Genomic DNA, 24,951 nt, shown 5'->3' on the forward strand with positions numbered 1-24,951 from the left:
AGACATTTAAAACTCCTCCCCTGTGTTTTGTAACGCAAAATATAGGGGAGGTGGCACGTAGTGACGGAGGGGTTGAAAACAGCCTCTCATCAGCCGATTTATATTGGACATTTACCCCCTTCTCTTACCCGTTAAAAGAACATTTCCGGCTAAAATATTCCGGCCTATGGGAGAAAACGAAAAAGGAAAGCATCGGAGAGAAAACAAAAAGCACCTGCGACCAAACGGCCACAGATGCTTATACATAATAAGATACAAATGATTACTTACTCAAAGCCTGAGCTACATCAACAGCACAAGCCACGGTGCAACCCACCATAGGGTTATTACCGATACCGAGGAATCCCATCATCTCTACGTGAGCAGGAACTGACGAAGACCCGGCAAACTGAGCATCGCTGTGCATACGACCCATTGTATCGGTCATACCGTAAGAAGCAGGACCAGCAGCCATGTTGTCGGGGTGGAGCGTACGACCCGTACCGCCACCGGAAGCTACCGAGAAATATTTCTTACCCTTCTCTACGCACTCTTTCTTGTAAGTACCTGCAACGGGGTGTTGGAAACGGGTAGGGTTCGTAGAATTACCCGTGATAGATACGTCTACACCTTCGTGCCACATGATAGCCACGCCTTCGCGCACGTCATCGGCTCCATAACATTTTACTTTGGCACGTTCACCTTTGGAATAAGCTATTTCACGAACTACCTTCAACTCGCCCGTATAATAGTCGAATTGTGTTTGAACGTAGGTAAATCCGTTGATACGCGAAATGATTTGAGCGGCATCTTTACCCAGACCGTTCAAAATACAACGCAAAGGTTCCTTGCGCACTTTATCGGCCTTAGCGGCAATTTTGATAGCGCCCTCGGCTGCGGCGAACGACTCGTGGCCGGCAAGGAATGCAAAACATTTCGTCTCTTCGCGAAGCAGACGAGCGGCCAAATTTCCATGTCCGAGACCCACTTTGCGGTCATCGGCTACCGAACCGGGAATACAGAACGACTGCAAACCGATACCGATAGCTTCGGCTGCATCGGCAGCATTCTTACAGCCTTTCTTCAAAGCGATGGCAGCACCTACCACGTAAGCCCATTTTGCATTCTCGAAACAAATAGGTTGTGTCTCTTCACAAGTTTTATAAGGATCGAGTCCATAAGATTCGCAGATAGCGTTAGCCTCTTCAATATCTTTAATACCGTTAGCGTTCAAAGCGGCAAGAATTTGCTTGATACGACGGTCTTGACTTTCAAATTTCACTTCTCTAATCATAGTAACTTCCTCCTTATTTTATTCGTGACGGGGATCTATATATTTCACTGCACCGGCCTCTTTGGTGAAACGTCCGTAAGTTCCGGTTACCTTCTTCAATGCCTCGTTGGCATCGGTTCCTTTCTTGATTTCGTCCATGAATTTACCCATGTGAACAAATTCATATCCGCAGATTTCATCATTTTCATCAAGAGCAAGAGTTTTTATATAACCCTCTGCCATTTCAAGATAACGAGGACCTTTGGCCAATGTACCGTACAACGTACCTACTTGGCTGCGCAATCCTTTACCGAGGTCTTCGAGACCTGCACCGATCATCAAACCGCCTTCCGAGAAAGCCGATTGAGTACGCCCGTAAACGATTTGCAGGAATAACTCGCGCATAGCCGTATTGATGGCATCACAAACGAGGTCGGTATTCAGAGCTTCCAAAATCGTTTTACCCGGAAGGATTTCCGATGCCATAGCGGCCGAGTGGGTCATACCCGAACAACCGATGGTCTCTACCAATGCCTCTTGAATAACACCGTTCTTTACATTCAACGTCAGTTTACATGCACCCTGTTGAGGAGCACACCAACCGATACCATGAGTCAAGCCCGAAATATCAATCACTTCTTTTGCCTTCACCCATTTTCCCTCTTCGGGGATAGGAGCCGGTCCGTGATTAGGACCTTTCTTTACAACACACATGTGTTCTACTTCGTGTGAATAAACCATAATTCGCTCTTTTTATTTGATGAGTATTTTTACGCTCTTTTCAGCGTTGCAAAGATAATTTTTTTTCTTTATGTAAGCAATAGCAAATTTATTTGTAACGGCTCAAAATAATTATATCGCGGTTCAATTGTTTTCAGAATAGTCAGAGGGAATAATGCCCATTTTTTTCATGAGAAAACAGGCGTTCATATTTTCGGCTATACCCGGCTGTAATCGATAAGAAAAAGTAAGTTCGTCTCCTTGTATAGCTGCCTCGAAACGATAATTGCTGACTTTTCCGGGCAGACTATCGGCAAGTTTGCCCAAAGCCAAATCATGAGTAGCGATAATTCCCGTTGCTCCGGCCCCGACCAACTGACGGATAAGAGCAAGCGAACCGGTCTGCTTATCGACCGAGTTGGTTCCCCGCAGTATCTCGTCGAGAATAATAAATAATTTCTCCCCACGACGTAAACGCAAAACGATTTGCTGCAAACGTTTCAATTCGGCAAAAAAGTAAGACTCGTTATCGGCAAGAGAATCAGAGGCCCGCAATCCGGTAAACAAAGGCAACGGAGTAAAAGTCATGCTATCGGCACAAACGGGAGCGCCCATGCAGCCGAGTAAATAATTGATTCCGATAGTCCTCAAAAACGTACTCTTCCCGGCCATATTGGCTCCGGTGATAATCTGGAAAGAAGCCTCGTTCATGGGCGCAACATCGTTACAGACGCGCTTCTCTCTCGGGATAAGCGGGTGTCCCAGAGCTTCGGCCTGCATAACCGGGGTGCGATCTTCCCGTATATCGGGAAATACATAGTCGGGGTAATTGTATCGAAAAGTTCCTAACGAGACATATACGTCGAACCGCGACAATACATCTATCCATTGCGTTATTTTTTCACAATTGTCACACAGCCATCGGTCGAGCGCGTTGATTTGCCGCAAATCCCAAAGCAGAAATCCGTTCAACAAGGCGAATCCCACGAAATTGTAGCGTTGGTCGAGATTGCTGAGCAAATGCCGTAAACGGGACACCCTCTGCGAGACAGAGCCGTCGCTGTCGACACACCGGCTTTGTAACTCACTCAATGGCTTGCACCGGAATCGCATCCGCTCCATCATCTCGAACAGACGTGAATAACGAGAAAGCGATTGAAGCGTCCGGTTGAGCTGTTCTTGTATGCGGGTTACCCGCTTGGCAAATAGACCGGACAAAACCAGCAACAAAATGAAAACCGCCACGATCACATTCCCTGCGACCATTCCCGTTAACCATAAAGCGAATAAGGCAAGATAAACCGCAGGAACCGCATAAACCAGCCAACACACAATCCGCCCCGTTCCGAACCGAGGCATTCCGGCAAGCCGTTCGATAGCCTCGGTATCTACCCGGCTCTCTCCCGAACAGCCCCCGTATGATTGAAAATCTATCCTGAAATCCGTATGGCAGGACATTTCCTCGACAGCCTCCTGCCTCTCCCGAATAGACGCAGTTTTCAAATCGGGGTGAAGCAACTCCCGGGACAACGCAACACGCCCTACTGCCGTCGCCGTGCGATTGATATAGGAGAAGAACGACCTCTCGCCGAAAAGGTCGAGGTCGAAGCTATAATCGTGGGAAGGGTCGATAAATTCACTGCCCCCGTCGATTCCGTCGAAACGATATTCCAACAAGGACAATTCCCTATGAATAATCCGGTCCCGACAATCGACAAATTCTTTTTTCCGAAACCAACGATCGTGCACCCGTGCCAACGATAGGAACAGAACGATTCCTATCAGTACAGTTGTACCCCACACCTCTACGCCCTCATTTCTAAATAAATACACAATCAATGCCGCAACAACGACTACCGAAAGACGAAGAAAAGCAATGATACGAATATACATTTTTATCCGCTCCGTTTCCCGGCTATTAGCTTGAAGTCGGGAACGGTAATCTCGCAGGACTTTTTCCATAATCACCAATGACAAAAAATGATTATACCCTCCACAAATATTTCATAATCAATCGATCGTAATCCTTAACCGATTCGCTCAATGCTTCATACGGTTTGATATAAGTATGGGCAAACGATTCACGCTCTATTTTTCTTTTCCGTTCCTTGCCCAATCGTTGTATCTCCTCGTCTTCTCCGGGAGTTGTAGGGCGATACCCCATAATCAGTTTCTCCATATTCCAACGATTGTGTTCCACTTCTGCCATCATCTCGATCAAAGCAGTATCTTCATCGAGATTTTCAGGCTCCGATTTTCCGAAACTTCTTCGCTTGGAAGGGACAGAATGAGCATTGTAAACATTCGACCAACGATGCACGGTAGACAATTCTTCCCACAATGCCCTTGCCTCGATATCGTCCAATGTTTGCGGGAAAGGCTGTTCGGGAGTTATTTTATGGTAAATAAAGTTTATCCGCCGTACCCGTTTCATGCAATCGTCGTCTATGTCATAGCACTCGTCCAACATGCCGAACGCCCTCAATTTACCGTATTGATGAGCTTTTCGTATCAATTCGATGGTCGAACAGGAAACATTCTGACGCACGAGTATCGAATGAGCCTTTTCATACACGAGCCGAGGCATATAAAGTGCCGTAGCGATACTCTTTTGAGGAATTTCGAAACAGATGGCGATAGTCAACAACCGTCCGTCTTCCTCCTCTGCCCAATGTTGTAGCAACTCTTGTATCGGACGACTCTCGACAGAACCTTTGATAAATTCAAACTCTATGTCGGTAAATTTATCATCGGTATTCGGGTTGGCATAACTCTTAGCCGGCTCTACCGTATCGATAACTCGATAGTCGCACATGTCGAACAAAGAGTCGTATCTGCCCCGCAACCGATCGAACTCGGTGTCGGCATTCATGTCGATAAAAGAGATTCGAGTCCGTTTACTCCGGTCTCGAAGGAAATTGGGATAATGGGCGATATGAGCGGCTTTCACCCCCATGGCGATTCCCATGCTGGTCATTCCCACAATGACGAGATGGACGTATCGGTTGCTGTCATAACCGATTCCGTCACCGTCGATAGGTACATAGCGTATGACTTCCGAGCCCTTGTCATGCGGAGTATACAGGCCTCGCACCAACACCTTCTCCGCCCAAGTTTCATAAAAATTAAACGGCAGAAAATCGATAAGCCTTTCGCTCAATCGATCGAAAGTCTGCGTTAATTTCAATAATTTCTCATTCTCCGCACCGTCTTTATATTTTTTTTGGAAATGCACCAGCCATTGCTTCTCAGTCTTCTTCGGAAGTTGAAATATAGATTCTATATCATACCGTTGAAATACGGCAAAGGTCGATTGAGCTTCGAAAAGCACATTACATTTTTTACAACGGCTCTGTATTTGCGCTACCAACATGCGCAACTCCTCTATATCCCGAGGCTCTTTTCCTATTGCGTTCTTTTCCCGCAAAATCCTATTAATGAGAGCTGCACATTCGATATTGATCGAGTCATGATCGGTTTCATTCTCCTCGCCCAACAAAAATATCTCTTTACAATCCGGCAAATGCAGTTTCTCCAAATCCTCCCGCGAATCGCGGCCCCCGTGCAAAATTATCGTACGACGGTCGATAGAAGCATCAAGTTTGGACAACAACTCGTGACGGGCAGAATCGACACTACCCGAAGTCTGAATGACAAACAAATAAGGCGTATGATCCGACTGTTCGGCCACACTCTTTTGATACAACTGTTTGATAAGCCCGATAGCCATCTTATCGAACCCTATAATCACATAATGATTCCTAAATTTATAGCCTATCTGGCCCTCCCTCGCACGCTCTACCCGGCGGTCGATAATATTCGAGAAAATAGAGATGAGCAAACCGCCCATCAGTGCAGACCCGGTGATCGAAATAAGGAATGCAAGGAAACGATTCCACGTCCCTTCGACGACATACTGATTGCCGGGATCGGCAAAATGATAATAGACATCGACAAAAATATTACGTGGGTCGTTCTCCTTAATAGTAAGAATACTGCCAGTAAGCCATTCGATTACGATGAACAAAAGAATAGCAGCAACGATAACACCCAGTAAAAAAAGCAATTGCCATTTGATACCCGATGACAAAATTCGGTCTATACCGATAACCGGGTGTCTGAAAAAATCCTTCATCGCCCCGAAAAATTCTTTTAGTCTTTTCATCTCTTCTTTACAATATCGAATCCCAACGCTTGTATCAGTTTAAGCGTCCCTATCGCTGTGTTGCGATCGTAATCTTTTTCTATTTCAGGTAATTCCTCATAAGGCACGAGACAGGGATGAGTCTTCTTCTCGTCGTCCCGTCGCGCTCCGTAAGTCCACCCTTCGGACAAACGAGATTGCGACCACACCTCATGAACATTTTTCGCCATTACCTCGACCAACTCCATAAGTTCCTCCGGTAGTTTTTCCCGGCTGGTATCCGTCGGAGCCGGAATATACTTTTCGCGTTTCATCGTTATACGGTATTATCCAAGTTATTTTCCCCAAAGATAGCATAAGGCGAGTACAGGACAAAATGAACATGCAAAATACTTTCGATCCCCTCCTGCAAAACCTCATGATAACATCACAAAACTCCTCCCCTGCCGTGCCCCGTAGCATTACGGGGTGTTTTGTAACGCAAAAGATAGGGGAGGTGGCACGCAGTGACGGAGGGATTAGTTCTAAAAAATCCTATATGCCTCTTTCTAACCCCTCTCTTCGTCTCCACCGCTCCTCTGTCTCTCCTCTATACCGCTTCGCAACACAAGGGTGAAGGGGAAAGCTTTCTCGTCTTACCGGCAAAATTACACGATAAAAGAGTGTCGCAAAACTCCTCCCCTGTGTTTTGCAACGCAAAATATAGGGGAGGTGGCACGTAGTGACGGAGGGGTTAGTTCTACAAAAATTCTGGTAAAGATTATCTATCTTATGAAAAAAATCGGGAGCTTCCTTTTACCCACCTTTTCTTTTGTAGAAAAGAAGCAACGACAATCTACCTCACATCTAATGTGCGCCGCATCACAAAATGCTCGTCGAGTTCTTCGGTTTTGAGGTACAGTTCTACTTCGTAACGCCCGGCTGGGAATGGGCTTGTTATACCGTTCGGGCCTTCCAGCCTCATGGAACTGGACACTTCGAAATCTTGTTGAAAAACATCTTTCGAGTCCGATTCATTAGTGACTGCATCTTGAACACTGGTATAAACTAAGTTACCCTCCATATAGAACTTGAATATCAATTTCAATGAATGTCCTTTTTCAAGCGAGCGCCACTGGAATCCGGCTAATAGCCTTTTGTATGTATTGGCTTTGAAAGATTTCTGTTCAATGATTTTTCCCTCGTAGATGTGCAATGCGCAATCATAAGTAACCCATTGTTGCACTTCTTCATCGGTATTGTAAAAATGAAGCACCAATGCCAAAGGTTCTATCCAACCTCGCTGCTTAGGCGATTTCACGACCTCGAATCGCCCACGACCCATTTCTCGATTCTTATAGTAAAGAGTGTAAGTATGAGTGCCGGGGGCATAAGAAGTACCGGAATCGGAGCCCCAGCCACATATTTGCAACCATTGGGATCCATCTCGGGGATTGAGTGTGACTGTGTGGTCGAACGCTTTGATTTTGCCTGTCCTTTCATTCTTGATCTCCACATGGTAAGTAACCTTGCGTACAACGTCCGAATAGCAGGTACATCGGCAACGCATTTGCATATACTTGGGCTCCACGAAGTTGCCTGTATTCCAATCATCGATCACCTCACCTTTGCCGTTGATATTACGAAATTCAAGGTTCGAGACAATATGAATCCAACCCATGCTTTCCCAAATGTCTTCCAACGGAACTATTTCGAGCGGAGCGCTGATAACCACATGATCTTCTTCATCAAGAATATCGAACCGCCATGTACCGACCGCAGTGAAATGGTCTCGCTTTTCCGACCCCCACCACGGAAATTGCGCCGACATGTTCTCAACGGGTTTTAACGGGGCATCGAAGTCGTAGGTATGAGTTTTGCCGCTTGGTTCGGTAATGCGGACTTTTATCTTGACGGTGCGGTCGATGCGCGATGTCATCTTCACCACAGGCATAATATAGCGCGAGTCGGTATAGTGTTTGCTACTTGGCCGGGTATCGCGTTTGCCGTCTTTACCCACTTCGCAAAATTCGAGCGAATGGATTTCGTACCCGCGATCTTTCTTGAACAAATCGAATAATCCCATAGATATCGAGACAAGGTTAATGTGACAATATGCGAATTTATAAAATGTTATAAAATTTGCCAAACTATCTGAGGAAAATTTATAGCGACCCATTTTTCGCATGATACCCAAATACGCAAAAATCAAAGACTGGAAGGGATTCAAAAATTATTTCTCGAAGATACATTTCTAATATTATATAGCACAAACCGAATTCTATGCAATAGGAATAATCTATTATCTTTGCATTCGTCGAACGAAAACCTTAAACAATAACGCACATGAGAATCAAATGGCTCATAACAATAGTTATCTCATTATGTATTTTCCAAACGAATGCACAACGTTCGTATTTGTCTCTAAACGACAACTGGCAGTTTCGCTTTTCTCACCAAGTCGGTAAAAATTCGACTCAACGAATCTCATTGCCGCACACATGGAATGCCCCGGATGCCCTATCTGGGAAATTAGACTACAAACGTGGTATCGGCAATTATGAAAAAGACCTGTACATTTCCCCCGAATGGAAAGGCAAAAGATTATTTTTATATTTCGAAGGCGTCAACAGCGTAGCCGACCTTTTTATCAACGGTAAATACCGGGGCGAACACCGGGGAGGATACAGCGCTTTTACATTTGAAATAACCGACGATGTCGAATACGGGACAGACAACAAAATTCTCGTGCGAGTAAACAACGCCGAGCAATTCGATATAATGCCTCTGGTCGGAGACTTCAACTTCTACGGAGGAATCTACCGCGATGTCAGTTTGATTATAACAGAACCGACATGTATATCGCTGTTGGATTACGCTTCTCCCGGAGTATATCTTACTCAAAAGTCCGTGACCGAAAAACAAGCCCACATCGCTGTGACTGTAAAATTATCCAATGCAGCCACAACAAAACAAGTAAATGTAAAAGTCTCCGTCAAAGACCACGATAAAACTATACAAGAAATAAAACGACACGTCACATTGAACGCCCATTCCGAAGGAGAAACCATCATTCCTTTCACCATACAAAATCCCCGTTTATGGAATGGCCGTGAAGACCCGTTCATGTATCGGGCCGAAATATCCTTATGGGAAAATGATAAATTATTGGATAAGGTGATACAACCTTTGGGAATACGATACTATCGTGTAGATCCCGACAATGGCTTTTTCTTGAACGGTAAACATTTGCCTTTATACGGAGTTTGCCGGCATCAGGACCGGGCGGAAATCGGCAACGCCTTACGCTCGATGCATCACGAAGAAGACACCGAGCTGATGCTCGAAATGGGAGTCAACGCCGTTCGGTTAGCCCATTACCAACAAGCAGAATACATGTACGACCTAATGGATCAATCGGGTATAATCACATGGGCCGAAATCCCATTCATCGGCCCCGGAGGATATGCCGACAAAGGATTTATCGACTCCGAGGCTTTCAAGAAAAACGGAGAAGAACAATTGAAAGAACTAATCCGCCAAAATTACAATCACCCCTCGATTTGTTTTTGGGGATTATTCAACGAATTGACCGAACGAGGAGATAATCCCGTTACTTACATTACCGAACTGAACGAACTGGCACACTCGGAAGATCCCACTCGCCTGACAACCTCTGCCAGTAACCAGAACGGAGGACTCAATTTCATTACCGACTGTATCGCTTGGAACCGCTACGACGGTTGGTACGGAGGTATGCCCGACGCTTTGGCGAAATTTTTAGACCAGACTCACAACCAATACCCCCAGTTGCGCATTGCAATCAGCGAATATGGAGCAGGAGCCAGTATCTATCATCAATCGGATTCTTTAAAACGTCCGAACCCGGCCGGTTGGTGGCATCCCGAAAACTGGCAGACATTCTATCATATCGAGAACTGGAAAATTATTCATGAACGGCCCTTTGTCTGGGGTAGTTTCATATGGAATATGTTCGACTTCGGAGCCGCGCACCGAAGAGAAGGAGATCGTCCGGGAATTAACGATAAAGGACTCGTAACATTCGACCGTAAATATAAAAAAGACGCATTCTACTTTTATAAGGCAAACTGGAACAAAACCGACCCGATGGTACATCTGGCCGAAAAACGTTGCGACATGCGCCCGACCGCTCAACAAAATTTCATGGCATTTACCAACCTGCCAGAAGTAGAACTGTTCGTGAACGGGAAAAGCATGGGAAAACAAAAGCCCGACCGATATGCCATCGTCAAATGGGAACAAATAGAGCTTCCTCCCGGAAAGAACACCATTCTTGTGCAGTCGACCACGAAAGATAAAGTCTCAGATACAATGGCTCTATGGATAACCGACTCCGCCAAAAATAGAAAAGAATAACACAAAATTTCTACCAATCTAAAATAACTTAACAGCCATTTACAATCGCCATATAATATTATAGTTGCGAAAAATTATGTAATATTGCATTCGTTTACATATGCTCCATTCAAAATAAAGAAAGAGACAACTAAACAAAATCGGCCAATATGAGTAATAATATTGAAAATCTATTTACACAATATTATCAGATATTGCGCGCCTATGCATTACGTTACGTTCAAAACCAAGATGCGGCAGAAGATATTGTACAAGACGTATTCTTCGAATTATGGCTACGGCGTAACGAGATAGATTTCGACCTCCCGATGAAAGCCTATCTATTCAAATCGGTTTTGAATAAATCGAGAAACTATATTTACGACAAACGCGTAAAAGACAAAATAAGTTTCGATTCGGATAACGATATCCAGTTCATAGACGACTACTTACAATCGTTCGTCGTTTATCAGGAAGATTCCCTACTATTGAAAGATTTGGATCGGGAAATAAAAACCTATGTCGAATCTCTGCCCGAGCAATGCCACCGTATATTCATCATGAGTCGTTCCCTCAATTTGAAAAACAAAGACATTGCCTTGCGACTGGGGATAAGCATTAAAACCGTCGAAAAACAAATAACAAAAGCCTTGTCGGGACTAAGAAGTCATTTGAAAAAAAATGGATTGCTATCCTTTTTCTTCTTACTGTTTTCAGGATTCGAATAAAAAAATAAATTGCTTCGTATGGACGGACAGAACGAAATAAAAGAAATAGATAGACTCATCTTGAAATATCTCGAAGGAGAGGCTTCGAAAGATGAAAAGATCGCGTTATACCGTTGGATCGAACTTTCGGAGGAAAATAAGACACATTTCAAAGAAGCACAAGAACTGTGGCTATCGACCCAAGCCATACTCGCACCGAAAGAAGATACGGAAAAAGCATTACAGCGTTTCCGTTCTAAAATCAAGAACTACAATCGCCGCGGCAAAACATTCCGCAAACCACTCTACTACATTACCCAGTGTGCAGCCATAATAGTGATACTATTAGGCTTGTATTACTTTTTCACAAGAGAATCTAATTCCGAACAATACGCTTGCGTAGAGATGGCAATCGGTAACAAAGGTTGTATTACCCTCCCCGACAGCACGGTAGTTTGGCTCAATTCAGGCAGTAAATTGACATACCCCAGCCGGTTTTCCGATAAAAAAAGAAAAGTCCGGCTCAACGGGCAGGCCTATTTCAAAGTCTTCCACAAAGAAGATCAACCATTCGTTGTCGAAACCAACGATATGGACATAAAAGTTCTCGGGACCAGCTTTGTCGTCAAGAATTACATACGAGACGAAATCATCGAAACGGCATTGGTCGACGGGCATGTAGAAGTCTATTTTCCCAATAGCTCGGTTCCTCCCATAACTTTGCAACCTGCCGAGCAAGTCACATACTCCCGCAAGACGAAAGAAACGAAAATATATACGCGAAAAGATAGTAGTCTCTACCACATTTGGGCACAAGAAAAACTACTATTGAGCAATTGTGAATTGACAGAAGTCATAGAAAAATTAGGCGCATGGTATAACGTAACAATGACCTGTACGAACACTTCCCCTGCCCCTGTTTATATGACGCTGACGGTCAGGACAGAACCGCTGAAAGAAATATTGCAAACGCTCAAATCGATAGCCCCCATAGATTATCGTTTCAATAACGACACGGTCTACATTGAGCACAAGCCAAATAGTTAAAATATATTAATACGCACTCGTTAAGGTAGGGTATGCCCACTCTTGTTTGTGATAATTATAGAGTGGAGCACATGGAAAAACACAACCGACATATAGACGAACTCATAACGAAGTATCTGGATAAATCCCTTACTCGGGAAGAATGCGCCGAACTGCGCCGTTATTTGGCAGAAGACAAAAAGCATCTCGCATATTTTGCCGAAATAAGAGACCTATGGTTATACAATACGGCTCTGTGGCAACCGGTTATATCCACACGGTCGGCTCTCGAAAAACTGAAAAAGAGAATAAGGAAATATACTTCTCTCGTAAAAATCAGAAGAACCGTCTATTACGCTTCCCAGATTGCAGCCGTTATTGCGATAGCCTTTATCTTTCATACTGTAAAGGAATCCAACGCCTATTCCGCCACAACCCATACGGTTCTCACCTCGACCCATAAATCGGAAGTCACTCTACCCGACGGCACGATAGTATGGCTCAACAATAATACGAAACTCATTTATCCCGAAGCATTTTCATCGACAGAGCGATCCGTTTATTTAGAAGGTGAAGCCTATTTCAAGGTCACGAAAAACAAAGCACGTCCGTTTGTCGTGAAATCACAAGGACAAGAGATTAAAGTGTTAGGAACATCTTTCAATGTGCGAAACAGACCGAACGAAGACCTTGCGGAAACGACGCTGATTTCGGGAGCCGTATCCCTCTGTTTCAATAATGACTCCGTGCCCGTCAGATTAAATCCGAACGAACAGATAACCTACTCCAAATCAAATCAATCTATCCGTAAAGACACGGTCGTCGCTCATGAATATATAGCATGGACTACGGAAAAGATGACATTCGACAACGACAGATTCACAGATGTGATCTCATATTTGGAAGACAAATATCAACTTCAAATAATCTGCCCGGAAGAAATCGCCGATACTTTATACCTGACCCTCGTCGTAAGGAACGAAACCAAAGAAGAGATATTCAAGGAAATAGCGCGTATCTCCCATTTGCAATACTCCATACACAACGATACGGTCTATTTCGATTTCCCAGAAAACACCGATTGTCAAACTTTACAACACAGCCTATGAAACACCATGAAGCGACCCTAACAAAAAACAAGCGATTCAATCATAAAAAATACGACCATTTCTCGTAAACACATCGAAAGAAGAAACCAAGTTAAATACATAAAACCATGAAGACCCTTAAACACAAAAAAACGATCACAAAACGATCTTCATTCCCCTACAAAGTCATAGGACTGGTTTTGTATCTTCTATGGGTTCAACCATTTGGAGCAAATCACCTGTACGCATCGGAACGGAAGATAAACATCGAGGTAAACGACGTGACATTAATCGATGTGCTGAAACAAATAGAAGCTCAAAGCGACTATGTGTTCTTCTATAACAACGCAGACATCGATACTGAGAAGAAAATCAGTATTAATATGAAAGATGCGAATATAAAAGACGTTCTGGATAAAATCCTGAACGAATACTCTTACCGCATCAACAATAAAAAGATCATCATCACCGCCAAACGTCAGGCCCCCGTTCGCACGAATAAAATCAGCGGTGTCGTCTCCGACGATTCAGGACAACCTATTATCGGGGGCAACGTCTTGGTAAAAGGTTTAAACAAGGGAACCATGACCAACATCGACGGGAAATACACAATCGATGTACCCGACAGTGCAACGACTCTCGTTATCTCCTACATCGGATATAAAAAACAAGAAGTTGAAATCGGTGACAGAAATTATATTCCGGTAACTCTTCAAAAAAACGACGTTCTGATGGACGAAGTAGTGGTTATTGGTTACGGGACGGTTAAAAAAAGTGATTTGACGGGAGCTGTATCGAGTGTCAAAACAGAGAATCTGCCCATCGCAGCCAACACTTCTGTCACACACATGTTGGCAGGACAGGCCGCCGGAGTAATGGTAAAACAAAATTCCGCTCAACCGGGCGGAGGAATCGAAATATACGTCAGAGGTGCTGCATCGACTGGTGCAGGGAATGACCCTCTGTATGTAATCGACGGATTTCCCGTCACCAACAAAAGCGTGGAACCCGAAAGCGGGAACCGCTACGAATATGGTTCCCGAAACCCGATGAACTCGTTGAATCCCAACGATATCGAATCCATAGAAATTCTTAAAGATGCCTCCGCCACTGCCATCTACGGAGCAAGAGCTGCCAACGGCGTGATCTTGGTCACGACCAAAAGAGGGAAAAGCGGGAAACCCATAGTAAAATACAACGCCAACTATTCGATTCAAACAATAGCCAAACGACTGGAAATGCTATCGGCTAAGGAATTCATGAATGTTTCAAACGAAATATCCTATCAAAAATGGCGCATGGATAATGAATTATATCCGTATGGCGGAGAGCTGGAAGAAGACGCATTACCCTACAAGGGCAATCCATATAGTCCGGAAGAAATCGCTGCCGCCGGAGAAGGGACCGACTGGTTCGGGCTGCTTACACGCGACGGCTCCATCAACCAACACAACGTATCTGTTTCAGCCGGTACGGAATCCACACGATTTTTGGCATCTTTGAATTATTACAAACAAAAAGGAGTAATCAAGAATTCCGATTTCCAACGTATATCGGGAAGAATAAACCTCGATCAAGATTTAGGGAAATACATCAAAGCTGGTATCAATGCAACATACAGCACCATTTTCAACAATAATGTCCCATTAGGAGAAGGTAACGCCGAAAATTCCAGCCTGCTGAATTCGGCATTGCATTACGACCCCCTCGTCCCGGTAAAAGACGAATCGGGAAACTATGCGCTGAGTCCCACACTGGGCATGATTCCTAACCCGGTTTCAATGCTCGAAATTACAGACCAGACGCAAACCGATAGATTACTGGCAAACGGCTATATCGAAGCTACATTCTGGAAAGATTTGAAAGTAAAGCTCAATATGGGTATCGACAAAAATCAAGGTCGCCGCAGTACCTATCTTCCCAAATCGACGCTATACGGAAAACAAGAAGGAGGAAAAGCCAATATCAATGAAAATAGAACGGTCGATTTATTGTTCGAACTAACAGCCAACTATACGAAGCAACTTTTCAAGGAAAGAGACAGATTGGAAGTATTGCTCGGGTATTCATACCAACAAGAGAACTGGGACGGATTAGGAGCCGGCAGCTCTCAATTTTTCACCGATTTATTCCTATGGAACAAATTGGAAGCCGGGAATGTGGCCCGTCCGCCGGTAAGTTCTTCCAAAGGCAAAAACGAATTAGGATCTTATTTCGGCAGAATCAACTATTCCCTGCTCGACAAATACCTATTTACATTCTCTTTAAGATATGACGGCTCTTCGAAATTCGGTAAAAACAACAAATGGGGCCTTTTCCCGTCGGGGGCATTCGCTTGGAAAATGCAGAATGAAAACTTTTTGAAAGACGTTGACTGGTTGTCCGAATTAAAATTAAGAGTCAGTTTTGGACAAACCGGAAACAGCAATATCGGAGGCAATGCCTACGAATACTATGAAGCCGGTAATCAATATGTATTCGGAGATGCTGTACAAACAGGCAGTATCAAAAGCCAACTCGAAAATCCCGACCTCAAATGGGAAACGACGACAGAGTTGAACGTAGGTCTCGACTTCGGATTTCTAAACAACCGAATCACAGGATCGTTTGAATATTTCCACAAAGTAGTCAGCGATTTGCTCGCCTTCCGCAAACTGAATTCCTTGATGGAAGTCTCTACTATTGCAGACAACATCGGAGCGACCCAAAGCACCGGATATGAGTTTTCTTTAAATACGGTAAATCTTACCGGCCCGTTCAAATGGAACACTACCTTGAATATATCCTCCTATAACGACCGATGGAAAGAACGCAACCCCGATGTAGTCTTGGCGCCTTATGAAAAAGAAGATGCACCTATCCGGGCTATCTATGGATGCGTATCCGACGGTATTCTGCAAATAGGAGAAACTCCTCCTGCCTCCATGCCCGATTTATTGCCGGGACAAATGAAAGTAAAAGACCTGAACGGGTTTGACCCGAACGACGGTTCCAAATTGCTCGGACACCCCGACGGCAAAATAGACGCTGCCGACAGAATCTATTTGGGAAGTACCGACCCGAAAGTTATCATCGGATTCGGCAACATGTTCGAATACAAGAACTTCGATTTGAATATTTTCTTCTATGGCATGTTCGGTCAATACGTGGCCAATTCGAACCGGGCAAAATACGGGCCCTCCGGTTGCGAATACATCTTGCAACGGCAGAACTATTCGAAAGAAGTATTGGAACGGTGGACTCCCGACAATCCCACGAACAAATTTCCATCGGGATTTTACAGTGCCTACTACGGAGGAGATGACTGGCTGCTCGAAAAAGTATCGTTCGTACGTTGTAAAAACATAACACTGGGATACTCTTTCCCGCACAAGTGGATACACAAAGTCTTTTCACAAGCCAGAATATACGTCGATGTTGAAAACCCTTTCATCATTACGAACTATCAGGGATTAGACCCGGAGATGGACTCAAAAGGCGGATATCCGTCTCAAAGGACATATTCGATAGGTATAGATATCACATTCTAAAAACACGTACACTATGAAGACAAAATTCAAACATATACTGGTTATTCTATGTCTCTCGATGATTTCATGCGAGGGAAACTTGGAACCGGAACTATTCGATCAAATTACACCCGAAAACTTTTTAACCAACGAAGACGACGTAAAGACTGCTGTCACCGGTGTTTACGCCGAGTTCCGAGGGATATCCGAATGGGGACGATACAAAACCTCTTGGGGTTCGGTAATGACGCTTCAAGAAGTCCCCACCGACCTATGGGCCGCGAATTGGTTCTATAAAGCCCATACAGATTTCATGTGGAAAGCAACCGACTATTTCGTCTGTGAAATATTCGAATTTTTCGTGCCGGCCATAACAAAAGCCACTGCTTTAATTGCACGTATACAAGACGCACCTGTGAGCGACGACATAAAAAATCGATATATTGCCGAATTGAGAGTAGTACGGGCGCTCTGGATGTACGATCTGTTCGACCTATATGGGCCGGTTCCGGCAATCACCGACCCCGAAAAAATACTCAATCCCACTCAGGACTTTACGGTAACTCGCCCCTCTCGGGAAGAATACATCACATTTGTAGAAACCGAATTGAAAGAAGTAATCAATGCCAAAATTTTGCCTGTCGCATGGACAGGTAGCGACTACGGTCATGTAAGTCAAGCAACGGCTATGATGGTACTGCTCCAACTATACATGCACGAAGGTGGCTACTGTCGGAACAAACACGTCGGCGACTATCTGGATTATTTCAAAAAGGCCGAACAGGTAGCCAAAGACATCATGGATTTACAATATTATGAATTGCAGGCTGAATTCAAAGACATTTGGAGTCCTCAAAACCAGCACAACAACGAAATCATCTTCGCTCTTCCGAGTTTTCCCATTCCGGTAATGGGGAACAACTTTCTTGCCCATGTACTACCCACCGATTACAAGTCCCAGCAAGGTATCCCGCTGACCGGTTGGAATGGATTCAGAACCCCGTGGGAAGTATACGACTCTTTCGATCCGGCCGATAAGCGCAGACAAGTACACAAAACCGAATACTGGAATGGGAAAGAGATGGTTACAGGACGTACCGGAACTCTCGAATATGGAGCTTTGCCTATGAAATATCAGGAAAATGCAAATACCGATGGGACGAATGATGCATCGGAATATGTCATTTACCGGTACGCCGATGTCATCATGTTACGTGCCGAAGCTAAAAACGAAATTTTCGGCCCGGACGGGGGAGGCACACCCACGGCCAAAGAACTCCTGCACCAAGTCTGCCGCAGAAGTTTCGACAATTACGACCAAACCGACCACAAAAAGAAAATAGACCAAATAACCGACATAGACGCTTTTCGCGCTCATCTGCTTCAAGAAAGAGCTTGGGAGTTTATTTGGGAAGGTAAAAGAAGAAGCGACATGATACGACACGGCGTATTCATTTCCAACGCAATCAGCCGGGGTAAAAATCTGGCGAAAGACTACCACGAACTATATCCTATTCCTCAACAAACGATTTATGAACTTAAAATAAAACAAAATGATGGCTACTAATCAAAGAAATCTTTTGAAAAAAGCGACTTTCTGGTCTTTATGCTGCCTCCTTTTCTCTGGACCGATATCTGCCCAAAAGGTATATCCGGCATACGGGTTAAACGACTTCGTAGAAACCGCCGATCCCGAAACCTACGACAGCAAACAATGGGACGATCTTTCTTCGGGACTTCACGCCGCATGGGGGTCGATCGATACTTTATACAAAAAAGGAAATGTCCCCGCAAATAAAATAAAACAAACGAAAGCCGTCGTATGGAAAGGCGAAAAAGTAAACTTCATTGCATTGGCTTATACCAAAAACGAGATAAAAGACGTAAAATGCGTTACCTCCGATTTAAAAGGTATATCTTCCATAATTCCGGCGGGAAATGTCAAATCGAACTTTGTCCGATACACACTCTCCGACAAGTTCAAAATTTCAGACGAAATATTGGCTTGTGCCGCTCGAACGCCGCATAAAACAGAAAACAGCCACCTCGTGCCCGATGTTCTCGATTATATCCCCCAAATGACGATACCGGGAAGAACCACTCGCCCGATATGGATTACAGTAGAGATTCCGCGAGACATACCGTCGGGAGAATATACGGGAGAGATATTTATTCGTTCGGCTGCGGGTGAAGACCAAATACTGTCTTTGACCGTAGAAGTACTCGACCACATAGTCCCCGCACCGAAAAATTGGCAATTCCATCTCGACCTTTGGCAAAACTGTGTTTCGGTAAAAAGGTATCATAAGCCTACCCTATGGAGTGACGAACATTTCGAGATACTGGCAGAGTATTTTAAAATATTGGCCGATGCCGGACAAAAAGTTTGCACTGCCGTAATCAACCACGGAGGACAAAGTTTCGACGACTGGTACGAAAGTATGATTCTATGGACCAAAAAAGCCGATGGCACTTGGTTTTATGATTATACGGTATTCGATAAATTCGTGAATATGATGGCTTCGATAGGAATCGACCAGCAAATCAATTGTTACTCGATGTATCCGTGGGGAGCTACACGTTACTTCGACGAAAAATCAGGCGATTGGATTTCTATACAGCCGGAACCCGGCACTCAGGAATTTGCAGATTTTTGGAGGCCCTTCCTCCTCGATTTCCGGGAACACCTCAAAGAAAATGGCTGGTTCGAAAAAACAGCTATCGCTATGGACGAAAAACTCGAACCCATTATGACCGGAGTAATCTCTTTTATCAAAGAGACAACCCCCGACTTCAAGATAGCATTGGCCGGGGGTTATATCCCCTCCTTGCAAGAAGACATATACGATCTGTCCATCTTTGTGGGTCACCCCACTACATCGGAGAATATGCAGGCTCGAATCGCACAAGGTAAACCCACGACATTCTATACGAGCTGTTCATGGCCCGAACACCCCAACCAGTTCACATTCTCGCCTCCTGCCGAAAGTGCTCTTGTCGGGTGGTTCGCATACGCTCAGGGATATACGGGATTCTTGCGTTGGGCCTATAACATTTGGGTACAGAACGTTCTCAAAGATACCCGCTGTGCATCGGCTCCGGCAGGCGACCAACACATGGTATATCCCGGACCTCGCAACTCTGTAAGAATGGCCCGCCTACGTGAAGGCATCCAAGACTATGAAAAGTTACGAGTCATTATGGAACGCCTGAAAGGGCTGGGCACGCCGGAAGCCAACGAAAACATTCAAAAACTGCAAAGAGTATTGCAAACATTCTCATTGGGAGAAATCAGCAAAGAGACCGACAACCGCATCACGAGCTTGGTGAACGACGCAAAAGCCGTACTGACCGAAGTCGCAAAAGCAACGCCCGTAAACATGTCCAATCTGGTGATTCCGTCGAAAGACCGCAATACAATCGAAATTTATCCCAATCCCACGGACGACAAACTGTTCATCTCCTACGATGGAGATACAGAAAAGATAAGCTATCAAATATGCTCCACTTCGGGACAAGTATTGCAAACATCGAACACGAAACCCGTCTATAAATACATAAACATCAAAAATATACCATCGGGTAACTACATTATAAAATTCAATGTCGGATCGCAAGTTATCAGTAAAAAATTCATTAAAAACTAACCTTAAAAAACAAAATCGTATGAAACCGAAAAAAATTACTTCATGCATGTTATTTGCCATGATTTTCAGTTGTGGAATGTCATTACAGGCTGCAAACATCAAAGCCGTCAACTTTATCCACGACAACAGCATCAGAGGCTGTGATATTCACCTGTCACAAGAAGGGAACAAGTACTTCGCCGATGTCTACAACCAACAACAGACCATCGAAATGTGGGTGCGTATAAGCGAAACCCTCGACGCGCAAGGCGGCGTATTGATAAGCACTAAAAGTGCATTCGTCGATGATCCTGCCAATGACAACAAATCAGGGGGCTACGAACTGATGCTGCAACCCAACGGCTGGGCGAGAGCTACATTCTGTGTCGGTAACGGAGGTAACGAACCTAAATGGGTCAATACCCAGTTACAAGCCGGAGAATGGGCAAAACTGTCTATGGTGATAGACGGGAACAAACTGATCTGCTATAAAAACGGAGAAAAAACAGTGGAGGAAACTTTCAGCGCACCGATAGCTGTTGGCACAGGAGACCTCACATTGGGCGCCAATCCCAACTGGGTAGACGGCGAAAAATTTCAAGGAATGATAACCGATGTCAGAATTTGGACGGTAGCCCGTACAGAAGAAGAAATAAAATCCGATTTGAATTACTATTTCGCCTCAAAAAAAGAGAACCTCTTTCTCAACTGGAACATGCAGGAAGGAGAAGGCACGACATTGAAAAACTTGATGCATTCGAGTAGAAACCAAGCCTCGATAGTTTTAATCAACGACATGGACGAAACAGGAATCGAATGGGTGGACAATAGCGGCTGCCCGATATACGAGGAAGGATCGTCGAGCATAGAAACTGCTCGACAAAAACAAGCGGCCTATATCAGCGGAGACAATATTCTTATCGACGGTGAAAATATAAATGGAGCAGCACTATACACGATAGACGGGAGATTGGTCATGAGCATTTCATCACATCATAACACCATAGACATAAGCGATTTAACTCCGGGGTACTATATATTCAAAGCAATAATAGACAACAATCCGGTATCTTTGAAATTAAGAAAATAAAATCGATCGCTTACACGTTATGGCGGGCTTCTGATTTACAGAAGCCCGCCATTTTTTTATGCTTCAATAAAATAGCGCAACAAAATACCGTCCCTATACAAAACACAAGAGAGGAAAATGAATCATAATATAAAAATTAAAACCACTTCTTAAATAAGTAAAGTATGAAGAATTTGACTAAATTTGCCGATAGTAGATAAAACATAGAGATATGAAAAAATATTTGAGTTTGCTCATTGCTATCTTGTTTACATTATCTTTAAATGCCGGCGGAGGGAAAGCCAAAATAGTTTTCGACTCCACCCGTTATGATTTCGGTTATATTCAGGAAGATAAAGGAAAGGTAACGCACTCTTTCAAATTTACCAACGACGGAGATGCCCCGTTAATTATCATATATACGCGTAGTACCTGCGGTTGCACGGCATCGCATTTCACCAAAGAGCCTGTCGCCCCTGCCGGTACGGGTTCGATAGACGTAACTTTCGACCCCGAAGGGCGTCCCGGGACCTTTCGAAAAGAGGTCAAAGTCTATACCAATGCCAGAAAAGCATCCATAAAATTGATTATCGAAGGGATTGTTGTACCTAAAAAATAATAGTTATGAAACAATTGATTTTAGAATTGATTCTCATTTTTTCCATAACCGTATCGGTAGCCCAACCGCAAATTGTATTCGATAATAAAAATCACGATTTCGGTACATTCGAAGAAGAAACAGGTCCGGTCACTCACGATTTTCGATTCGTCAATAGCGGGAACGAACCCTTAGTTTTGCAAAACGTGCGTTCCACATGTGGCTGCACCGTTCCCAAATACACCCGGGAACCCATTGCCCCCGGAGACTCCGGGAGCATTAAAGTGACCTACAACCCCAAAGGACGCCCCGGTAAGTTTTCAAAACCCATCTATATAACGACCAACGCTTCGGGCGATAGAGAGACGCTCCATATCAAAGGAGTCGTCATCGGATCAAAATCCCGTAGAGCGACCAATCCCTATAAAATAGGAACCCTATCGTTACGCAGTCTGCACATACCGCTGTTCGACACCCCGAAAGGACACGTAAAAGAGGGACATCTATTCGTCCGCAACGAAGGAAAAACAGAACTGGTTCCTACTTTTAAAAATGTCCCTTCTCACATCTCGGTCGAGATGATACCCGCAGTTTTGCACCCCGATGAGGAAGGTCTTATAAAAATTTATTACGATCCCGATGTTGTCGACGACTGGGGGTTCCGACGCGACGAGTTTGATTTGGGACTCGACAACGGCTCCTCGAACGACTTCAATACGGTCACGGTATCGGCGAACTTGCTGGACGATTTTAGCACCCTCTCGCCAGAACAGCGTCAAAACGCCGGACACATCGAGCTATCGAGCAATGTCATAGACTTTGGTATCATCAAAGGGAACACTGCTAAAAAACAGACTTTGAAAATAACGAATACCGGAAAAAGTCGGTTGACGATACACAAAGTGGCGAATGAAAACCGCTCTCTGAACATAAAACTGAAACGAAATACGCTCAACCCCGGCAAAACGACCGAGTTGGTTATCGAAGCAGACCCGTCTATGGCTCGTAACAATTTATTGAACAGCCGATTGATGGTTATTACCGATGACCCCGAAAGACCATCGGTTCCCATACGGGTATTAGGTTCTTTTGAATAACTCTTAATTTCTTGAATTATGGATCACCCCGAAAATGACGCTCAATATGCAGGACTTGCAGTAAACAAAGGAATAGAACAACCGCCTATCGTGAATCCGTATTTGAAAAAGATGCGGACAGCGAAACGTCGATCCTTTACAGCCTCTGAATATGTCGAAGGTATCGTCAAAGGCGACACGAGCATACTCAGTCAGGCCGTAACTTTGGTGGAAAGCAATCTGTACGAGCACCAGACTCTCGCACAGGAAGTCATAGAAAAATGTCTGCCCCATGCCTGCGACTCGGTGCGGGTGGGTATTACCGGCGTACCGGGAGCCGGCAAGAGCACATCGATAGATACTTTCGGGTTGCATGTACTAAAACGGGGTGGGAAATTGGCTGTATTGGCGATCGACCCCAGTAGCGAACGCTCGAAAGGTAGCATATTGGGCGACAAAACCCGTATGGAAAAACTATCGATACACCCCAACGCCTTTATCCGCCCTTCACCGTCGGCAGGCTCGTTAGGCGGTGTAGCCCGGAAAACTCGTGAAACGATCGTTCTCTGTGAGGCCGCCGGATACAACAACATCTTTGTAGAAACAGTCGGGGTCGGGCAATCGGAAACAGCCGTACACTCGATGGTCGATTTCTTCCTGCTTATCCAATTAGCCGGTACAGGTGACGAACTGCAAGGAATCAAAAGAGGCATCATGGAAATGGCAGATGGTATCGTCATCAACAAAGCCGACGGAAGCAACATCGAAAAAGCCAAATTAGCCCAAGCACAATTCCGTAACGCATTACATCTGTTCCCCCCTACGCCTTCGGGCTGGACTCCGCAAGTGCTCACCTACTCTGGATACTACGAGTTGGGAATTGCCGAGGTTTGGGACATGATAGACAAATACATCGCTTTTGTCAAGAAAAACGGATATTTCGATTACAAACGGCAAGAACAAGCCAAATACTGGATGTTCGAAACGATAAACGAACAACTCCGCGACCACTTCTATCGCAATCCTCAAATCGAAAGAATGCTGGAAGAGAAACAACAGAAAGTGTTGAACAACGAGCAAAGTTCGTTTATGGCGGCCAAAGATGTGTTAGACTATTATTTCGACAAAGAAAAATAATTTGCCACTTACTTCTCGATATTTATGAAACAGGTAATCTGTCCAAAATGCGGAAAAACGTTTTCTTTCGACGAGTCTCGTTACGACGTTTCCTGCAACATATCTTTCATTTGCCCGGCCTGTCGCAAACGATTCCTAATGACACTGCCCGAGATAGACGCATGCCACAAGAACGACATAGACACCTCTCTCGGTTTCATCACGGTATTGGAAAATGCGTTCGGATACCGACAAGAATTTCCTTTACACGCAGGCGATAATATAATAGGCCGTGCATCGAAAGGTACGGAAGTGGATATATCCATCGAAACGAGCGACATGAGCATGGATCGTCGCCACTGCATCATTAACGTGAAAGAAAAAGGCAATCGACCGATACTCACGGTCAGAGACAATCCCAGTCTCACCGGCACATTCCTCCGCCATGAATTGTTGAGCGATCGGGAACGCGCGGTATTACACGACGGCGATGTGGTGACGATAGGAGCGACGACTTTTATCGTTCACATTCCCGACGAAGAAGACGAAGAATACTTCGAGTGAGTCTCGCCCCGAGAATTGGGAAAAATTCTCGCTAAACCTCTTATCCACCAATAAAAACGTAATAGATATTATCCGAAATTTTTTTACCATATCCATCTAA

The 24,951-nt window shown here is 44.5% G+C and carries 19 protein-coding genes; 13 read left to right on the top strand and 6 right to left on the bottom strand.

The genetic code is table 11. The annotated features are described in order from the left end of the window. Nucleotides 1-248 (top strand): hypothetical protein (locus tag QVD32_RS06735; RefSeq protein ID WP_287710169.1); only part of this gene is annotated, 248 nt, incomplete at its 5' end. 14 nt (nt 249-262) lie between these two features. Here QVD32_RS06735 and QVD32_RS06740 read toward each other — a convergent pair. The 6 genes from QVD32_RS06740 to QVD32_RS06765 form a co-directional block, all read right to left on the bottom strand. Then, the gene (locus tag QVD32_RS06740; RefSeq protein ID WP_008861172.1) at nt 263-1,273 is read right to left on the bottom strand and encodes a GGGtGRT protein; all 1,011 of its coding nucleotides are present in this window, start codon (nt 1,271-1,273) and stop codon (nt 263-265) included. 18 nt (nt 1,274-1,291) lie between these two features. Continuing rightward, nucleotides 1,292-1,993 (bottom strand): iron-sulfur cluster assembly scaffold protein, encoded by a 702-nt coding sequence (locus QVD32_RS06745; protein ID WP_008861173.1) that lies wholly within the window; start codon nt 1,991-1,993, stop codon nt 1,292-1,294. Nucleotides 1,994-2,116: 123 nt separating this feature from the next. Then, a complete protein-coding gene (locus QVD32_RS06750) occupies nt 2,117-3,934 on the bottom strand; it encodes a MutS family DNA mismatch repair protein (protein ID WP_118687504.1) in 1,818 nt (605 codons plus the stop codon). Nucleotides 3,935-3,956: 22 nt separating this feature from the next. Then, entirely contained in the window at nt 3,957-6,137 is a 2,181-nt protein-coding gene (locus QVD32_RS06755) for a hypothetical protein (protein WP_118687503.1), read from the bottom strand. Then, nucleotides 6,134-6,430, bottom strand: a complete 297-nt coding sequence (locus tag QVD32_RS06760) for a RyR domain-containing protein (protein ID WP_008861176.1) — start codon at nt 6,428-6,430, stop codon at nt 6,134-6,136. The genes QVD32_RS06755 and QVD32_RS06760 overlap by 4 nt, the downstream gene beginning before the upstream one ends. A gap of 521 nt (nt 6,431-6,951) precedes the next feature. After that, entirely contained in the window at nt 6,952-8,181 is a 1,230-nt protein-coding gene (locus tag QVD32_RS06765; RefSeq protein WP_147401618.1) for a hypothetical protein, read from the bottom strand. Between the two features lie 260 nt (nt 8,182-8,441). Between QVD32_RS06765 and lacZ4 the strand changes: the two genes are divergently transcribed. The 12 genes from lacZ4 (at nt 8,442) to QVD32_RS06825 (ending at nt 24,851) form a co-directional block, all read left to right on the top strand. Beyond that, entirely contained in the window at nt 8,442-10,493 is a 2,052-nt protein-coding gene (lacZ4, locus tag QVD32_RS06770) for a beta-glucuronidase LacZ4 (protein ID WP_118687501.1), read from the top strand. Nucleotides 10,494-10,642: 149 nt separating this feature from the next. Continuing rightward, nucleotides 10,643-11,200, top strand: coding sequence for an RNA polymerase sigma-70 factor (locus tag QVD32_RS06775; protein ID WP_021891947.1), 558 nt, complete (start codon nt 10,643-10,645; stop codon nt 11,198-11,200). Between the two features lie 18 nt (nt 11,201-11,218). Further along, nucleotides 11,219-12,226: a FecR family protein gene (locus tag QVD32_RS06780; protein WP_118687500.1), complete on the top strand. Its 1,008-nt coding sequence runs from the start codon at nt 11,219-11,221 to the stop codon at nt 12,224-12,226. A 71-nt stretch (nt 12,227-12,297) separates the two neighbouring features. Continuing rightward, nucleotides 12,298-13,314: a FecR family protein gene (locus tag QVD32_RS06785; RefSeq protein ID WP_195242192.1), complete on the top strand. Its 1,017-nt coding sequence runs from the start codon at nt 12,298-12,300 to the stop codon at nt 13,312-13,314. Between the two features lie 107 nt (nt 13,315-13,421). Continuing rightward, nucleotides 13,422-16,823, top strand: a complete 3,402-nt coding sequence (locus tag QVD32_RS06790; RefSeq protein WP_118687498.1) for a TonB-dependent receptor — start codon at nt 13,422-13,424, stop codon at nt 16,821-16,823. A gap of 13 nt (nt 16,824-16,836) precedes the next feature. Then, the gene (locus tag QVD32_RS06795; RefSeq protein WP_021891951.1) at nt 16,837-18,369 is read left to right on the top strand and encodes a RagB/SusD family nutrient uptake outer membrane protein; all 1,533 of its coding nucleotides are present in this window, start codon (nt 16,837-16,839) and stop codon (nt 18,367-18,369) included. Then, on the top strand, nt 18,356-20,449 hold the full coding sequence (locus QVD32_RS06800) for a glycoside hydrolase domain-containing protein (protein ID WP_021891952.1): 2,094 nt from the start codon (nt 18,356-18,358) through the stop codon (nt 20,447-20,449). The genes QVD32_RS06795 and QVD32_RS06800 overlap by 14 nt, the downstream gene beginning before the upstream one ends. 19 nt (nt 20,450-20,468) lie before the next feature. Then, complete coding sequence (locus QVD32_RS06805) at nt 20,469-21,518, top strand: LamG-like jellyroll fold domain-containing protein (protein ID WP_008861186.1); 1,050 nt, start codon at nt 20,469-20,471, stop codon at nt 21,516-21,518. A gap of 211 nt (nt 21,519-21,729) precedes the next feature. Then, nucleotides 21,730-22,116 carry a DUF1573 domain-containing protein gene (locus QVD32_RS06810; RefSeq protein WP_008861187.1) on the top strand — a complete coding sequence of 129 codons (387 nt, stop codon included), beginning with the start codon at nt 21,730-21,732 and terminating at the stop codon, nt 22,114-22,116. A 5-nt stretch (nt 22,117-22,121) separates the two neighbouring features. Next, the gene (locus QVD32_RS06815) at nt 22,122-23,192 is read left to right on the top strand and encodes a DUF1573 domain-containing protein (protein WP_021891953.1); all 1,071 of its coding nucleotides are present in this window, start codon (nt 22,122-22,124) and stop codon (nt 23,190-23,192) included. An 18-nt stretch (nt 23,193-23,210) separates the two neighbouring features. Then, a complete protein-coding gene (gene meaB / locus QVD32_RS06820) occupies nt 23,211-24,308 on the top strand; it encodes a methylmalonyl Co-A mutase-associated GTPase MeaB (protein WP_021891954.1) in 1,098 nt (365 codons plus the stop codon). Between the two features lie 24 nt (nt 24,309-24,332). Continuing rightward, nucleotides 24,333-24,851, top strand: a complete 519-nt coding sequence (locus QVD32_RS06825) for an FHA domain-containing protein (protein WP_021891955.1) — start codon at nt 24,333-24,335, stop codon at nt 24,849-24,851. Nucleotides 24,852-24,951 lie beyond the last annotated feature (100 nt).

The sequence above is a fragment of the Barnesiella sp. genome, assembly GCF_022723415.1.
Taxonomy (GTDB): domain Bacteria; phylum Bacteroidota; class Bacteroidia; order Bacteroidales; family Barnesiellaceae; genus Barnesiella; species Barnesiella intestinihominis.

Excerpts from the sequence above, each read along its gene's own strand:
- QVD32_RS06755 (WP_118687503.1), bottom strand. The coding sequence starts at position 6,137 with ATGAAAAGACTAAAAGAATTTTTCGGGGCGATGAAGGATTTTTTCAGA.
- lacZ4 (WP_118687501.1), top strand. The coding sequence starts at position 8,442 with ATGAGAATCAAATGGCTCATAACAATAGTTATCTCATTATGTATTTTC.
- QVD32_RS06795 (WP_021891951.1), top strand. The coding sequence starts at position 16,837 with ATGAAGACAAAATTCAAACATATACTGGTTATTCTATGTCTCTCGATG.
- QVD32_RS06765 (WP_147401618.1), bottom strand. The coding sequence starts at position 8,181 with ATGGGATTATTCGATTTGTTCAAGAAAGATCGCGGGTACGAAATCCAT.
- QVD32_RS06825 (WP_021891955.1), top strand. The coding sequence starts at position 24,333 with ATGAAACAGGTAATCTGTCCAAAATGCGGAAAAACGTTTTCTTTCGAC.
- QVD32_RS06750 (WP_118687504.1), bottom strand. The coding sequence starts at position 3,934 with ATGGAAAAAGTCCTGCGAGATTACCGTTCCCGACTTCAAGCTAATAGC.
- QVD32_RS06740 (WP_008861172.1), bottom strand. The coding sequence starts at position 1,273 with ATGATTAGAGAAGTGAAATTTGAAAGTCAAGACCGTCGTATCAAGCAA.
- QVD32_RS06760 (WP_008861176.1), bottom strand. The coding sequence starts at position 6,430 with ATGAAACGCGAAAAGTATATTCCGGCTCCGACGGATACCAGCCGGGAA.
- QVD32_RS06745 (WP_008861173.1), bottom strand. The coding sequence starts at position 1,993 with ATGGTTTATTCACACGAAGTAGAACACATGTGTGTTGTAAAGAAAGGT.
- QVD32_RS06790 (WP_118687498.1), top strand. The coding sequence starts at position 13,422 with ATGAAGACCCTTAAACACAAAAAAACGATCACAAAACGATCTTCATTC.
- QVD32_RS06815 (WP_021891953.1), top strand. The coding sequence starts at position 22,122 with ATGAAACAATTGATTTTAGAATTGATTCTCATTTTTTCCATAACCGTA.
- QVD32_RS06810 (WP_008861187.1), top strand. The coding sequence starts at position 21,730 with ATGAAAAAATATTTGAGTTTGCTCATTGCTATCTTGTTTACATTATCT.
- QVD32_RS06805 (WP_008861186.1), top strand. The coding sequence starts at position 20,469 with ATGAAACCGAAAAAAATTACTTCATGCATGTTATTTGCCATGATTTTC.
- meaB (WP_021891954.1), top strand. The coding sequence starts at position 23,211 with ATGGATCACCCCGAAAATGACGCTCAATATGCAGGACTTGCAGTAAAC.
- QVD32_RS06775 (WP_021891947.1), top strand. The coding sequence starts at position 10,643 with ATGAGTAATAATATTGAAAATCTATTTACACAATATTATCAGATATTG.
- QVD32_RS06780 (WP_118687500.1), top strand. The coding sequence starts at position 11,219 with ATGGACGGACAGAACGAAATAAAAGAAATAGATAGACTCATCTTGAAA.
- QVD32_RS06785 (WP_195242192.1), top strand. The coding sequence starts at position 12,298 with ATGGAAAAACACAACCGACATATAGACGAACTCATAACGAAGTATCTG.
- QVD32_RS06800 (WP_021891952.1), top strand. The coding sequence starts at position 18,356 with ATGATGGCTACTAATCAAAGAAATCTTTTGAAAAAAGCGACTTTCTGG.